We start from the raw sequence: 13035 nt of genomic DNA on the forward strand, positions 1-13035 counted from the left end.
GTTCAGTTCGGGAAGCGGGGCACGAGCGCTTCGTGACCGCCCTCGCGGATCAGCGTGAGCGGATAGCCGAACGCAGCGCTCGCGCGCTCCGCGCTCAGCACGTCGCGAGCGAGGCCGGCGTGCGCGCGGCCCGCGCCATCGAGCAGGAGCGCATGCGTCGCGTAACGGCGCGCGAGGTTCAGATCGTGACACGAGAAGATCACCGTGCGCGTATCGCCGCGCTCGCGCATCCATGCGTTCAGCGCGTGCAGACAGTCGATCTGGTGATGCAGGTCCAGATGCGAAAGCGGTTCATCGAGCAACAAGAGCGGCGCGTCCTGACACAGCGTCGCGGCCAGCGCGACGCGCTGCCGCTCGCCGCCCGACAGCGACAGCACGTCGCGCGCCGCGAACGCAGCGAGCCCGAGCCGATCGAGCGCCGCGTGCGCCGCGTGGCGGTCGGCTTCGCTCTCCCAGCCCCAGCCGGTCAGATGCGGAAAGCGGTTGAGCATCACGATGTCGAGCACGGTCGCATCGAACGCATCGTGGCTGCTTTGCGGCATCAGCCCGCGACGGCGCGCGAGGTCGGCGGCGCGCCAGTCGGCAAGATCGACGCCATCGAGCGATACCGAGCCTGCCGCGGCCTTCGACAAACCGGCCAGCGCGCCGATGAGCGTGGTCTTGCCCGCGCCGTTCGGCCCCGCGATGCACCACATTTCGCCGGGCGCGAAGGTCTGCGTGAGCGATTCGACGAGCGTGCGGCTCGCGGCCTTCAACATGAGGCCGGTGACGCGAAGGCGCGCGTTCATCGCGGCCTCCGCAGCAGCATCCAGAGAAAGACGGGCACGCCGATCAGCGCCGTAATCACGCCAACCGGCAACTGCGCCGGCGCGATCGCCGTGCGCGCGATCAGGTCCGCGCCCATCACCGCGACGCCGCCGCCGAGCGCGGCGGCGGGCATCAGCATGCGCTGGTCGTTGCCGAACGCAAGCCGCAGCATGTGCGGCACGACGAGCCCGACGAAGCCGATCGTGCCCGCCGTCGTCACGGCCGCTGCCGCCGCGAGCGACGCCACGAGATAGATGAAGAGGCGCAGGCGCACGACGGGCACGCCGAGCGCCTGCGCCGCGGCATCGCCGCGCAGCAGCACGTTGAGCTGCGGCGCGACGGGCACGACGACGACGAACGCGACAGCGAGCGCGACGAGCGCGGTCCACGGCGTCGCGACGCCGTTCAGGTCGCCGGTCAGCCAGAAGACCATGCCGCGCAGCCGGCTCTCCGGCGCGAGCGCGAGCATCAGCGTGATGAGCGCGCCCCAGCCCGCGGCGATCACCGCGCCCGTCAACAGCAAGCGCGGCGAGGCGTCCTGCGGCTCGCCGCGCCACAATTCGCGGCGCGCCAAGCCGAGCACGAGCAGGATCGACAGCAAGGCGCCTGCGAACGCGGCGACATCGACGCCCCACCACGGCGTCGACACCAGCATCGCGCCGAGCGCGAAGGTCGCGGCGCCGCCGGACACGCCGAGCACGTAGGGCTCCGCAAGCGGATTGCGCAGCAGCACTTGCAGCAGCGCGCCGGCCATCGCCAGCAGCGCGCCGGAGGCGAACCCGGCGAGCGCGCGCGGCAGGCGCAGACTCAGCACGATCTCGTCGATCACATCGGACGACGATGCGCGCGCATGCAGCAACGCGTCGATCACCCGCAGCGGCGACAGCGCAATGCTGCCGAGCGCGAGCGACGCCACGAACACGACGAGCGCCGCTACCGCGAGCGCCGTCCAGATCGCGGCGGCGCGACCCGCGTTCATGCCGCGCGCGCTCGGGCGCCCGGCGCTCACGTTAGCGCGCACCGTTCGCATCAAAGCTGCCGCCAGCCGATCGTGAGATACGCGCCGCGACGCGGCGTGTTGTACGAGTAAGCGAGTTCATAGTCCTTGTCGAACAGGTTGTCGATGCGCGCGTCCACGTACCACGACTTCGTGATGTCATAACGCGCCGACAGGTTCACGAGGCCGTAGCCCGCGAGCGTCGACTCGTAGTCGCTGCGCGCGCCGCTCACGATCCATTCGCCGCCCACGCGCCAGTGGCCGATCGAACGATGCGCCGTGAACGCTGCGAAACGGCGCGCGCGGCGCGTGAGTTCCTCGTGATTGGTCTCGTCGACGGGATTTTGCAGCGTGAAGCTCGCGCGCACGTCGGTGGCGCCGACCTGCCCCGCCCACGATCCCTCGATGCCCTGCACCTTCGCGCGCCCCACGTTCTGCGCGATATAGAAACCGCTGCCATCGGCGACATAATCGATCAGGTTCGAATAGCGCGTCTGGAACGCCGTGAGACGCAGCACGCCAAGCCGCGACGACGCGTACTGCAACGCCGCTTCCACCGAATGACTGCGCTCGGGCTGGATCGACGGATTGCCGGAGAACGGATAGTACAGATCGTCGAAGCTCGGCGCGCGAAACGATGCGGCGTAGCTTGCGCTCGCCTTCCAGTGCGCGTCGAAGTTGTAGCCATAGCCGAGATAGTAGCTGTTCGCGCCGCCGAAATCGGAGTACTGGTCGCGCCGCAGGTTCGCCTGGAACTGGCTCGCGCCGATGCGCCCCACATAGCCCGCGAAGATCGAATTCACATGACGGTCGGGCGCGTCGAGCTGGTCGGAATCGAGCGACTGGTCCGTGTGCTCGTAGCCGAAGAGCAGCTTGTGACCGGCCGCGAGCCGCACATCGTTCTGCCACAGGTACTGCCGGTTCTCCGAGTTGAAGCGGTTCGTATAGACGCCGTTCTGTTCGATGTTCGCGCGGTCCTGGCCTTGCGCAATCGTGAAGTGCGTGGTCCAGCGGTCGGTCAGCCGGCCGTTCGCGAATACCGATGCCGAGCGCACGCGGTCGTGCGATTCGTTGAGATCGGACGGGCGGCCGTAGGCGTCGTCGAAACTATTGATGCCGTTCGACTGCAAGAATCGTACGCCGCCGTCCCACGTGTCGCTGAATGTATGGCGCAGCGTCGCGGCGACGCTTTCATTCAGATAGCCGTTCGCGTTCGGGTTCGCGCCGGGTGCGAGCGCCGGATCGATCGACGAGAAGCCGTCGGTCTTTTCGCGCGAGACGGTGAAGTCGAAAGTCGTGCGGCCTTCGCGGTCGAGCGCGCCGTTCACGCCGAATTGCTGGCGCTGCGTGTGATAGCTACCGTATTCGGCTTCGACGTTCACGCGCGGCGGATGATCGCCGCCCTCTTTCGTGAAGATCTGCACGACGCCGCCGATCGCGCCCGATCCGTACAGCGCGGACACGTTGCCGTTCACCACTTCGATGTGGTCGATTTCATCGAGCATCAGTTGCGAGAGCTGCGCGGCGCCGACTCCCGCCGACTCGACGCGCACGCCGTCGATCAAAACGAGCGACTGCGCCGACGACGCGCCGCGCACGTAGAGGCCCGAGGTCGCGCCCGGCCCGCCGTTGCGCGTGATCTGCACGCCGGGTGCGAGGGCCAGCAGGCCGAGCGCATCGGAGGCGTTGGTATCGGCGATGTCCTGCGCGTCGAAGAGCGAGGTCTGCGCGATCGTGTCGGCGAGCGGCTCGCTCGCGCGCGTCGCGGTCACGACGACGGGCGCGAGCGTCGTCGTGCCTGCATGGCGGTCAGCGGAATCGATGGATTGCGCGGACGAAGCGAACGGCATGCCACAGGCGACGAGCAGCACCGGACGCGCCGCGCGGGCGAAGATTGAAGACATGTGTGAAGCGTTTCCTGTCGATGACGAGCGCGGCCCGCTCCCCGCGGGCTTCATGCGCGTATCGGCACGGCGCGCGAACAAAGCAACGCGCGACGCACCCGACTCCTGGCCGGTATCCGGGCTGGCGACAGCATCGTCCCGCCTTCCCGCGCGTTGGCGCAGTGGCATTTAACGTTTGCCTCGGCCGCCTATTTCAAGTGACGAAAAATGCGGGCAAAAACGCGGGCAAAACGTATCGGGGACGACTTGCAACTTGCGTTGCGGTCGCTTACCGTTGCGGGGGCAGCACAGGTCGGCTCGTCCTTGCCGGACTTCGCTCCCTGTTTCCCGTTTGACTGCGTCCGCTTCGAAGGCGGGCGCGAGCACCAAAAGTGCGGCAAGTTTAGGAGCCGAGCCCGTGAGCGTCAAGAAAGCGGCGCGGATGCAAGCGGTCGGCGCGCGCTGCGATTGACGCGACGCAACGACCCGCTCTTTCCACACGTATTGCGCTGAAGAAATGCGTTTTTACGCATGAAGGCGTGCTGTTACGTCTCGAAACGAGACATTTATCGGAAGCCCGGTTGAACCGCGCTAAAATGCGAGGTCTTTAGAGGACGCAGCACATGCTCAACGAACTCGAATCACTTTCACAGAACATCGGCCGGCTGATCAAGATCAGCGAGCGCCATCATCAGGCCCGCCGCGCACTCGAAGAACAACTCGACCAGGTGCGTGCCGACTTCGCCGCCGTGCAGGTCGAACTCGCGCAGGTGCGCGAAGAGCGTGACACGCTGCAGGCGGAACGCGACGGACTCTCGGCGAAAATCGACGACGCGCAGGTGCGCCTGAACGCCATCCTCGAAAAACTGCCGCGCGCGAAAGCCGCGCCCGAGCCCGACAATCAACTGGATCTCCTTGGCCCCGCTGCGTCGTCCGATTCTTCGTCCGCTGCGCCCGAACACGCGCACGCCGGCGAGATGAACGGTGAACACAGCCACGGAGAAAAAGCATGAGCACCAAACAGATCGAAGTCTCCATTCTCGGCCAGCAATACCGTCTCGCGTGCTCGGCCGAAACCGAAGACGCATTGCGCGAAGCCGTGGCGCGCGTCGATGCAGAGATGAACAAGGTGCGCAATGCAAGCAGCGTGCGCGGTACGGACCGCATCGCGGTGATGGCGGCGCTCTCGCTGGCGTCGGAATTGCTTAAGCTGCAGAACAGCGTGCGTCATGGCGAGGCCTTCCCCGCCGAAGAAATCCGCCACACGGTGCACCGGATGAACGAGCAACTGGGTGCTGTCATCGCGCAATATGAAGCGCAGTAAGCACACTCTCGCGACGAGCGTGCTCATCACGTGGCCGCCAGCGTGACAAGCGTCCTTAAATCGCGAAAGCTTAAAGTCGTTGCTGCATCCGGCTGGCGATTGGTGTAGAGTTAGTACTCCCTGCCTGGTTCGCCAAGGTCATATATTCCTTGAACCAATGCCATTGTGCACGGTTGCGGAAATTTGTAGCACGGGCGCGCGCGTCACTCTGTCTGATGTACCCGAAGTGCTGCTTACTGCGACCAATCTTGAACCCCGGTTCAGGATGCCGGCCTAGCGGCTGAGGCGGGGACCTTATTTGAAACGGCATCGGTTTTTCCGATGCCGTTTTTCTTTGGCTGCTCGGTTTGGCAGGCTGCTCAACACGCCCTCACATTCAATCGATCATGCGTTACTGGCTGATGAAGTCCGAACCGGACGAAGCGAGCATCGATCATCTCGCACACGCGCCGAAGAAAACCCTGCCGTGGACCGGCGTGCGCAACTATCAGGCGCGCAACTTCATGCGCGACGCCATGCAGGTCGGCGACCGCGTGCTCTTCTATCATTCGAGCTGCCCGCAGCCTGGCATCGCGGGTCTCGCGGAGGTCGTCTCGACGGCTTATCCCGATCCCACGCAGTTCGATCCGAAGAGCCCCTACTACGATCCGAAGTCGACGCAGGAAACGCCGCGGTGGCTGCTCGTCGATGTGCGCTTCGTGAAGAAGACGCCGCTCGTCGCGCTCGCGACGCTGCGCGAACACAAGGAGCTTGCCGACATGCAGGTGCTCGCGCGAGGCAATCGTCTCTCCATCACGCCCGTGACCGAGGCGCAATGGCGTTTTATCACCGAGCATCTCGTCTAAAAGCGCGCAGGAACTTCGCGCGCTCGCGAGCCGCCTAAGTGACGTCGCAAATCAAGCGATTCAACGCTCCCGGAGTTCCACGATGATCAAAAACAAAACCGCGTTCGCGCTCGCAGCCGCCGCCATTTCGAGCGCGGCGCTCACGATGTCGGCGACGGTCGCCGCGCAAACCGTGCTCACGCAACCGCAGCCTTCGGGCGTGCTGTCGCTGTCGGCGCAGGCGAGCACCGAAGTGCCGCAGGACACCGTCAACATCACGCTTTTCTACGAGCAGGAAGCGCAGGACGCATCGTCGCTCACGACGACGCTCAACCAGCGCGCCGACACCGCGTTGCGCGCGGCAAAGGGCGTCGAGGGCGTGACGGCGCGTAGCGGTTCGTTCACCGTGTTCCCGTCGACCGATCGCGACGGCCGCATTTCCGCCTGGCGCGGCCGCACGGAAGTCGTGCTGGAATCGCATGATTTCGCGGCGGCATCGAAGCTCGCGGGCAAGATGAGTTCGTCGATGCAGGTCGGCAATGTCGCGTTCTCGCTGTCGCCGCAGGCACAGCGCGCGGCCGCGCAGAAGCTCTCGACGCAGGCGATCGAATCGTTTCGCCAGCAGGCGCAGGCCTCGGCGCAGGCGTTCGGCTACAGCGGTTATTCGATCCGCGAAGTCAGCGTGAATCACGACGGCTCGTCGCCGCGACCCGTGATGATGATGCAGGCGCGCGCGATGAGCGCCGATGCGAAGATGGCCGCGCCCATGGCCTTCGAGGCGGGCACGTCGACGGTGACGGTCAACGTGTCGGGGTCGGTGCAGATGGCGCGCTAAAACGGAACGACGCCTCGCGATGGCGAGGCGTCGTTCATGGATCAGGCGGCGTTCGCGGGCGTCGACGGCAACCGCCCGTCGCGCCGGTAGGCCCAGATCATCACGACGATGCCCGCGACGATCATCGGCAGCGAAAGCCACTGCCCCATTGAGAAGCCGAGCGCGAGGAGGCCGAGATAATCGTCCGGCTCGCGCGCGAATTCCACCGTGAAGCGCGCCAGTCCATAGCCGATCAGAAAGAGCGCCGAGCCGGCGCCCACGGGACGCGGCTTGCGCGAAAACGTCCAGATCACGATGAAGAGCACGAGCCCTTCCAGCGCGATCTCGTACAACTGCGACGGATGGCGCGGCAGCATGTGATAACGCTCGAAGATCTCCGTCAGATGCCAGCGCACATCCGCTTGCGGGTGCTTGGCGAGCCAGATCGCGTCGTCGTTCGATGCGCCCGGAAAGAGCATCGCCCACGGCGCGTTCGGATCGGTCACGCGGCCCCACAGCTCGCCGTTGATGAAGTTGCCGAGACGCCCCGCCGCGAGCCCGAGCGGCACCATCGGCGCGACGAAATCGGTGACTTGCAGCCAGGTGCGCTTGCGCTGATACGCGAAGAGGACCATCGCGAGCGTCACGCCGAGAAAGCCGCCGTGAAACGACATGCCGCCTTCCCACACCTTGAAGATATCGAGCGGATGCGCCGCATACCAGCTCGCCTTGTAGAAGATCACATAGCCGAGCCGGCCGCCGAGGATCGTGCCGAGCACGCCGTAGAACAGCATGTCGTCGATGTCGCGCGCGGTCCAGCCTTGCGCCGCGACATGCGGCAGCCGCAGCCGCAGCCGGCCGACGACGACCGCCGTCACGAACGCAACCAGATACATGAGGCCGTACCAGCGCACGGCGAGCGGGCCGAGATGAATCGCGACGGGATCGAAATTGGGGTGTATGAGCATCGTAAGTTGTAGTAGCGGTTCGAGATGCGCGAACTATAAAGCGCGAACTATGAAGCAGGCAGCGCCGCGCCGTGGGCGCGCACGATGTCGATGAAACCGGCGAGCACGGGACTCACCTCCGCCGCGCGCCACACGAGACCGGTCTCGACGAGCGCGCCGTTGCCCGCGCCGGATTCAGCAAGCGGACGATACACCACGCCCGTGCGCCGCAGATTACGAAGCGACTGCGGCACGAGCGCGACGCCCATGCCGGCGGACACGAGACTCACGATGGTCTGCATCTGGATCGCCTCCTGTCCGATGCGCGGCGTGAGTCCACACGCGCCGTAGCAACCCATAATGATGTCATAGAAACCGGGCGCGAGCCGTCTCGGAAAGACGACGAGGGGCGTGGACGCCAGTTCCCGCAAGCTCACGGGCGTGTCGGCCCATTCGGGCGCGCCCTGCCCGAGTTGCGCGGCGAGTTCCGCCGGCAGCGCGACGACGAGCGGCTCGCGCGCGACCGGCAGATACGAGAGCGCCGCGACATGGCGCGGCGGCAGCGGCGGAATCGCGAGGCCCGCGTCGATGCGGCCCGCGATCAGTTCCTCGATCTGCACGTCGCTGGTGGCCTCGGTGAGTTGCAACCGCACGCCGGGATAACGCGCGCCGAAATCGCGCAAGAGCGACGGCAGGAGGCCGTAGTCCGCCGTCGAGACGAACGCGAGCGACAGCACGCCCGCCTCGCCGCGCGCGAGCGATTGCGCGAGCGGCCTGAGCGCCTCGGCGGCCGACAGCAGGCGCCGGACTTCCGGCAGCAGGTCGTGGCCGACCGGCGTAAGCTCGACAGATCGCTTCGTGCGCGCGAAGAGCGCGACGCCGAGCGCGTCTTCGAGCGCGCGAATCGCCTGCGACAGCGGCGGCTGCGTCATCGCGAGGCGCGCGGCCGCACGGCCGAAATGCATTTCTTCCGCGACGGTCACGAAGTAGCGCAGCAGCCGCAATTCGACGGGGGGATTGCGCGGGTCCATTGATATGTCTGGCGACCTAATAAACCCTGAATAATATATTGGACAGACACTTGCCGACGCTGCATTCTTCCGGCACTAGACGAAAAAATCCTCAAGGAGCCCCCAAATGGCCTTCAATCGCCGCTCGAAAAACATCACCCAGGGCGTGGCGCGCTCGCCCAATCGCTCGATGTACTACGCCCTTGGCTACAAGGAAGAAGACTTCGACAAGCCGATGATCGGCATCGCCAATGGTCACTCGACGATTACGCCGTGCAACGCCGGCCTGCAGCGTCTCGCCGACGCCGCCATCGAATCGATCAGGAAATCGGACGCGAACCCGCAGATCTTCGGCACGCCCACCATCTCCGACGGCATGTCGATGGGCACCGAAGGCATGAAGTATTCGCTCGTGTCGCGCGAAGTGATCGCCGACTGTATCGAGACGGCCGTGCAAGGCCAGTGGATGGACGGCGTCGTCGTGATCGGCGGCTGCGACAAAAACATGCCGGGCGGCATGATCGGCCTCGCGCGCATGAACGTGCCGGGCATCTACGTGTATGGCGGCACGATCCGTCCGGGCAACTGGAAGGGTAAGGATCTGACCATCGTGTCGTCGTTCGAGGCGGTCGGCGAATTCACGGCCGGACGCATGTCGGAAGAAGACTTCAAGGGCATCGAGAAGAACGCGTGCCCGTCGAGCGGTTCGTGCGGCGGCATGTACACGGCCAACACGATGAGTTCGTCGTTCGAGGCGCTCGGCATGTCGCTGATGTATTCGTCGACGATGGCGAACCCGGATCAGGAAAAGGTCGACTCCGCCGCCGAATCGGCGCGCGTGCTGGTCGAAGCGGTCAAGAAGGACCTGAAGCCGCGCGACATCATCACGAAGAAATCGATCGAGAACGCGGTCGCGCTCATCATGGCGACGGGCGGCTCGACCAACGCGGTGCTGCACTATCTGGCGATCGCGCATGCGGCCGAAGTGGAATGGTCCATCGACGACTTCGAGCGCATGCGCAAGAAAGTGCCGGTGATCTGCGACCTGAAGCCGTCGGGCCAGTTCGTCGCCACCGACCTGCACAAGGCCGGCGGCATCCCGCAAGTGCTGCGCATCCTGCTCGACGCGGGCATGCTGCACGGCGACTGCATCACGATCACGGGCCGCACGATCGCCGAAGAACTGAAGGACGTGCCGGGCAAGCCGCGCGCCGACCAAAAGGTGATCTACCCGATCGACCAGGCGCTCTACGACGAAGGCCACCTCGCGATCCTGAAGGGCAATCTCGCGCCGGACGGCGCCGTTGCCAAGATCACCGGCCTGAAGAACCCGGTGATCACGGGCCCGGCGCGCGTCTTCGAAGACGAGCAAAGCGCGATGGAAGCCATTCTCGGCGACAAGATCAAAGCGGGCGACATCGTCGTGATGCGCTATCTCGGACCGAAAGGCGGCCCGGGCATGCCGGAGATGCTCGCGCCGACATCGGCGATCATCGGCAAGGGACTGGGCGAATCGGTCGGCCTCATCACCGACGGGCGCTTTTCCGGCGGCACGTGGGGCATGGTGGTCGGCCACGTCGCGCCAGAAGCGTTCGAGGGCGGCACGATCGGACTCGTGCAGGAAGGCGATTCGGTCACCATCGACGCCCACAAGCTCTTGCTGGAACTGAACGTCGATGCCGCGGAAATCGAGCGCCGTCGCGCCGCGTGGAAGCAGCCGGCGCCGCGCTACACGCGCGGCGTGCTCTCGAAGTACGCAGCGCTCGCGCTGCCCGCCAACAAGGGCGCCGTGACAGGCTGACGATCCGTCGCTGAGGTCTGAACGCCGACGAACGAAGGGGCGCACGATGCGAATCGTGCGCCCCTTGTCATTGGGCCGCGGCTTTTATAATGCCGCGAAAAAAGCCTGCACGCGGCGCTCGCCCGCAAGATCGTGGAAGGCGGCGCGGGCGTCTGAGGCCCGGTGCCGATGCCCGCGAATGCGCAATTGACCGCCGCTCAGGCGCTCCGGCGCCGCTGCAGCTCTTCGTCCACCGCCTCGCGCACCCAGTCCGTCATCTCCGCTTCCAGCGCGAGCGCGACTTCGCGCGTGATCTGATGCACGAGCCAGGTCGAATGCTCGCGCAGCGCGTCGCGGCAACGCGACTCGATCAACTCGCGGCCATCGCCCGTCAAGAAGTTCGTGAAGCGCCCGTGCAGGCGCTCGGCGAGGAATTCCGCGTCGTAATCCGTGCCGTGCGCGGGCGCGGGCGTGCCCTGTCCCGGCGTGCGCGCGTATTGCGCCTTGCCCGGCATGACGACCTCGGTGAGAACGGGGATCGAGGTATCGAATTCTTCTGGCGTTTTGGACACGTTCTGCTCCGTCTCTCTGTAGGTGTGCGGCCGATCTTATCGCGACCCGTCGCGCGACTTATGTTCGGTCAACCGCCTTGCTTGTGCATGTTGAGCGCGTAGCCGCGGTCGCGGTAGAAGCGAAAGCGCTGGCGGCCGGCGGCGAGTTCGTCTTCGTCGTCGCCGATGACTTCGATCAGCCGCTCGAAACGCGCGAACTGCGCCGGCACACTCTGCGCCAGATTGATGAGGATGCGATGGTGCGGCGCGTCATCGAGAGTGGCCGCGAGCACGACGGGCGTATCCTTCGCAAGCGCGCTGCCCGCCATGCAATGCGGCACGAAGTCGAGCGGCGAGAAGGTCCAGAGCTGCTCGTCGAAGGCCGCGAGCCGCGCGGGCTCGGCGAGCACGATGATCGGCTCGCCGCTCAGATACGCCTTGCGCACGAGGCGGCACGCATAGGCCACCGAATCGCCGACGTTCGTATGAAAGTCGATGCGCGTCATGCGTGCGCCCCGCTCAACCGCACTGCGCGAGAAAAGCCGGCCTTCATTGGCCCGCGCGGTCGATCAGGAACTGGGCGAGGAGCGGCACCGGACGGCCGGTCGCGCCCTTCGCGGCGCCGCTCTTCCATGCGGTGCCCGCGATGTCGAGGTGCGCCCACGGATAGTTCTGCGCGAAGCGCGACAGGAAACACGCTGCCGTCACGCTGCCCGCCGGGCGGCCGCCGATGTTCGCGAGATCCGCGAAATTCGACTTCAGCTGGTCCTGATATTCGTCGTCGAGCGGCAGGCGCCACGCCGGGTCGACCGCTTCGCGCGACGCGTCGAGCAGTTCGCCCGCGAGCGCGTCGTCCTTCGAGAAGAGGCCCGAGTTGTGATGGCCGAGCGCGATGATGCAGGCGCCCGTGAGCGTCGCGATGTCGACGACCGCCGCCGGCTTGAAGCGCTCCGCGTAGGTCAGCGCGTCGCACAGGATGAGGCGGCCTTCGGCGTCGGTGTTGAGCACTTCGATGGTCGTGCCGTTCATCGCGGTGATGATGTCGCCCGGTTTGAGCGCGTTGCCGGCCGGCATGTTCTCGCAGGTCGGCACGATGCCGACGACGTTGAGCTTGAGCCCCATCTCCGCGACCGCGCGCAGCGTGCCGAACACCGATGCCGCGCCGCACATGTCGTACTTCATCTCGTCCATGGCTTCGCCGGGCTTGATCGAGATGCCGCCGGAGTCGAACGTGATGCCCTTGCCGACCAGCACGATGGGCGCGCCCGCGTTCTTGCCCGCGCCTGCGCCCTGATACTGCATGACGATGAACGCCGGCGGCTCGACCGAGCCCTTCGCGACCGCGAGGAACGAGCCCATGCCGAGCGCTTCGATCTGCTTCTGGCCGAGCACCTCGACCTTCAGCTTCCAGTCGCGGCCGAGCTTCTTCGCGGTCTGGCCGAGATAGGTCGGCGTGCAGACATTGGGCGGCAGATTGCCGAGATCGCGCGTGAGGTCCATGCCGTTCGCGAGCGCGGCGCCCTGCTTCGCGGCGAGCTTGGCCGCCTTTTCTTCGGCCGGGTCGATGCTGAACACGATCTTCTTGAGCGCGCGCGCACCGTTCTCCGGCTTGCTCTTCATCTGCGTGAACCTGTAGGTCAGTTCGCGCAGCGCGAGGATCGCGGCGCGCACGGCCCAGTCGCCGGTGCGCTCCAGCACGGGCAATTGCGCGAGCGTAAATGTGACCTGCGCGATCTTCGTGCCGAGAATGGCGCGCCATGCCGCGCGCGCGGCTTCGGCATAAGCCTTCTGACTGAAGGCATCCTGCTTGCCGAGTCCGACGAGCAGGATGCGCGATGCGCCGATGCCCGTGATCTCGTGCAAAAAGAGCGTTGTGCCCGCCTTGCCGTTCATGTCGCCGGCCTTCACGACACGCGTGATGAGCCCTTTGGTAGCCAGGTCGAGCTCGAGTGCGGCGCCCGTCAGCGTCTGCGCTTCGAACACCCCGACCACCATGACGTCGGCCTTCCCGTTGAGGAAACCATTTGCCGCGCCTTTGCTCCAATCACAGGCTTTTATGCTAAAGTCCATCGCGCTTATCCTCGGATAAAATCTGGGC

General features: G+C 65.8%; 13 protein-coding genes, 1 other RNA gene and 1 riboswitch. Of the genes, 6 read left to right on the plus strand and 8 right to left on the minus strand.

Annotated elements, in window-relative coordinates; genetic code table 11:
* Positions 1-2 precede the first annotated feature (2 nt).
* From AWB66_RS13560 to AWB66_RS13570, 3 genes are read right to left on the minus strand one after another with little or no spacing between them, the layout of a single operon-like run.
* The gene (locus tag AWB66_RS13560; protein WP_087630798.1) at positions 3-788 is read right to left on the minus strand and encodes an ABC transporter ATP-binding protein; all 786 of its coding nucleotides are present in this window, start codon (positions 786-788) and stop codon (positions 3-5) included.
* Positions 785-1786, minus strand: coding sequence for a FecCD family ABC transporter permease (locus AWB66_RS13565; RefSeq protein ID WP_087630949.1), 1002 nt, complete (start codon positions 1784-1786; stop codon positions 785-787). Before AWB66_RS13565 ends, AWB66_RS13560 begins: the two co-directional genes overlap by 4 nt.
* A 50-nt stretch (positions 1787-1836) precedes the next feature.
* Positions 1837-3708, minus strand: coding sequence for a TonB-dependent receptor domain-containing protein (locus AWB66_RS13570; RefSeq protein WP_087630799.1), 1872 nt, complete (start codon positions 3706-3708; stop codon positions 1837-1839).
* Between the two features lie 90 nt (positions 3709-3798).
* Positions 3799-4093: riboswitch (cobalamin riboswitch) on the minus strand.
* A 217-nt stretch (positions 4094-4310) separates the two neighbouring features.
* Here AWB66_RS13570 and AWB66_RS13575 point away from each other — a divergent pair.
* The 5 genes from AWB66_RS13575 (at position 4311) to AWB66_RS13595 (ending at position 6670) form a co-directional block, all read left to right on the plus strand.
* A complete protein-coding gene (locus AWB66_RS13575) occupies positions 4311-4700 on the plus strand; it encodes an ATPase (RefSeq protein WP_087630800.1) in 390 nt (129 codons plus the stop codon).
* On the plus strand, positions 4697-5011 hold the full coding sequence (locus tag AWB66_RS13580) for a cell division protein ZapA (protein WP_087630801.1): 315 nt from the start codon (positions 4697-4699) through the stop codon (positions 5009-5011). Before AWB66_RS13575 ends, AWB66_RS13580 begins: the two co-directional genes overlap by 4 nt.
* A 114-nt stretch (positions 5012-5125) precedes the next feature.
* Positions 5126-5307, plus strand: a non-coding RNA gene (gene ssrS / locus AWB66_RS13585) — 6S RNA.
* Positions 5308-5397: 90 nt separating this feature from the next.
* The gene (locus AWB66_RS13590) at positions 5398-5856 is read left to right on the plus strand and encodes an EVE domain-containing protein (protein WP_087630802.1); all 459 of its coding nucleotides are present in this window, start codon (positions 5398-5400) and stop codon (positions 5854-5856) included.
* A gap of 82 nt (positions 5857-5938) precedes the next feature.
* A complete protein-coding gene (locus AWB66_RS13595) occupies positions 5939-6670 on the plus strand; it encodes an SIMPL domain-containing protein (protein ID WP_087630803.1) in 732 nt (243 codons plus the stop codon).
* A 41-nt stretch (positions 6671-6711) separates the two neighbouring features.
* On the opposite strand, the gene lgt is transcribed toward AWB66_RS13595, so the two are convergent.
* On the minus strand, positions 6712-7617 hold the full coding sequence (lgt, locus tag AWB66_RS13600; protein WP_087630804.1) for a prolipoprotein diacylglyceryl transferase: 906 nt from the start codon (positions 7615-7617) through the stop codon (positions 6712-6714).
* Positions 7618-7664: 47 nt separating this feature from the next.
* Positions 7665-8627, minus strand: a complete 963-nt coding sequence (locus AWB66_RS13605) for a LysR family transcriptional regulator (RefSeq protein WP_087630805.1) — start codon at positions 8625-8627, stop codon at positions 7665-7667.
* Between the two features lie 106 nt (positions 8628-8733).
* On the opposite strand from AWB66_RS13605, the gene ilvD reads away from it, so the two are divergent.
* Complete coding sequence (gene ilvD / locus AWB66_RS13610) at positions 8734-10407, plus strand: dihydroxy-acid dehydratase (protein ID WP_087630806.1); 1674 nt, start codon at positions 8734-8736, stop codon at positions 10405-10407.
* Between the two features lie 197 nt (positions 10408-10604).
* On the opposite strand, the gene AWB66_RS13615 is transcribed toward ilvD, so the two are convergent.
* From AWB66_RS13615 to AWB66_RS13625, 3 genes are all read right to left on the minus strand, one after another.
* Entirely contained in the window at positions 10605-10958 is a 354-nt protein-coding gene (locus tag AWB66_RS13615; RefSeq protein ID WP_087630807.1) for a DUF2486 family protein, read from the minus strand.
* A gap of 68 nt (positions 10959-11026) precedes the next feature.
* Positions 11027-11443 (minus strand): DNA polymerase III subunit chi, encoded by a 417-nt coding sequence (locus AWB66_RS13620; protein ID WP_087630808.1) that lies wholly within the window; start codon positions 11441-11443, stop codon positions 11027-11029.
* A gap of 43 nt (positions 11444-11486) precedes the next feature.
* Positions 11487-13007 (minus strand): leucyl aminopeptidase, encoded by a 1521-nt coding sequence (locus AWB66_RS13625; protein WP_087630809.1) that lies wholly within the window; start codon positions 13005-13007, stop codon positions 11487-11489.
* Between the last annotated feature and the right edge of the window lie 28 nt (positions 13008-13035).

The organism is Caballeronia telluris, from assembly GCF_001544495.1.
Classification (GTDB): Bacteria; Pseudomonadota; Gammaproteobacteria; order Burkholderiales; family Burkholderiaceae; genus Caballeronia; species Caballeronia telluris.

Bases quoted from the DNA above. Each gene is read 5' to 3' on its own strand.
- AWB66_RS13560 (WP_087630798.1), bottom strand. From the start codon at position 788: ATGAACGCGCGCCTTCGCGTCACCGGCCTCATGTTGAAGGCCGCGAGC.
- AWB66_RS13565 (WP_087630949.1), bottom strand. From the start codon at position 1,786: ATGAACGCGGGTCGCGCCGCCGCGATCTGGACGGCGCTCGCGGTAGCG.
- AWB66_RS13570 (WP_087630799.1), bottom strand. From the start codon at position 3,708: ATGTCTTCAATCTTCGCCCGCGCGGCGCGTCCGGTGCTGCTCGTCGCC.
- AWB66_RS13575 (WP_087630800.1), top strand. From the start codon at position 4,311: ATGCTCAACGAACTCGAATCACTTTCACAGAACATCGGCCGGCTGATC.
- AWB66_RS13580 (WP_087630801.1), top strand. From the start codon at position 4,697: ATGAGCACCAAACAGATCGAAGTCTCCATTCTCGGCCAGCAATACCGT.
- AWB66_RS13590 (WP_087630802.1), top strand. From the start codon at position 5,398: ATGCGTTACTGGCTGATGAAGTCCGAACCGGACGAAGCGAGCATCGAT.
- AWB66_RS13595 (WP_087630803.1), top strand. From the start codon at position 5,939: ATGATCAAAAACAAAACCGCGTTCGCGCTCGCAGCCGCCGCCATTTCG.
- lgt (WP_087630804.1), bottom strand. From the start codon at position 7,617: ATGCTCATACACCCCAATTTCGATCCCGTCGCGATTCATCTCGGCCCG.
- AWB66_RS13605 (WP_087630805.1), bottom strand. From the start codon at position 8,627: ATGGACCCGCGCAATCCCCCCGTCGAATTGCGGCTGCTGCGCTACTTC.
- ilvD (WP_087630806.1), top strand. From the start codon at position 8,734: ATGGCCTTCAATCGCCGCTCGAAAAACATCACCCAGGGCGTGGCGCGC.
- AWB66_RS13620 (WP_087630808.1), bottom strand. From the start codon at position 11,443: ATGACGCGCATCGACTTTCATACGAACGTCGGCGATTCGGTGGCCTAT.
- AWB66_RS13625 (WP_087630809.1), bottom strand. From the start codon at position 13,007: ATGGACTTTAGCATAAAAGCCTGTGATTGGAGCAAAGGCGCGGCAAAT.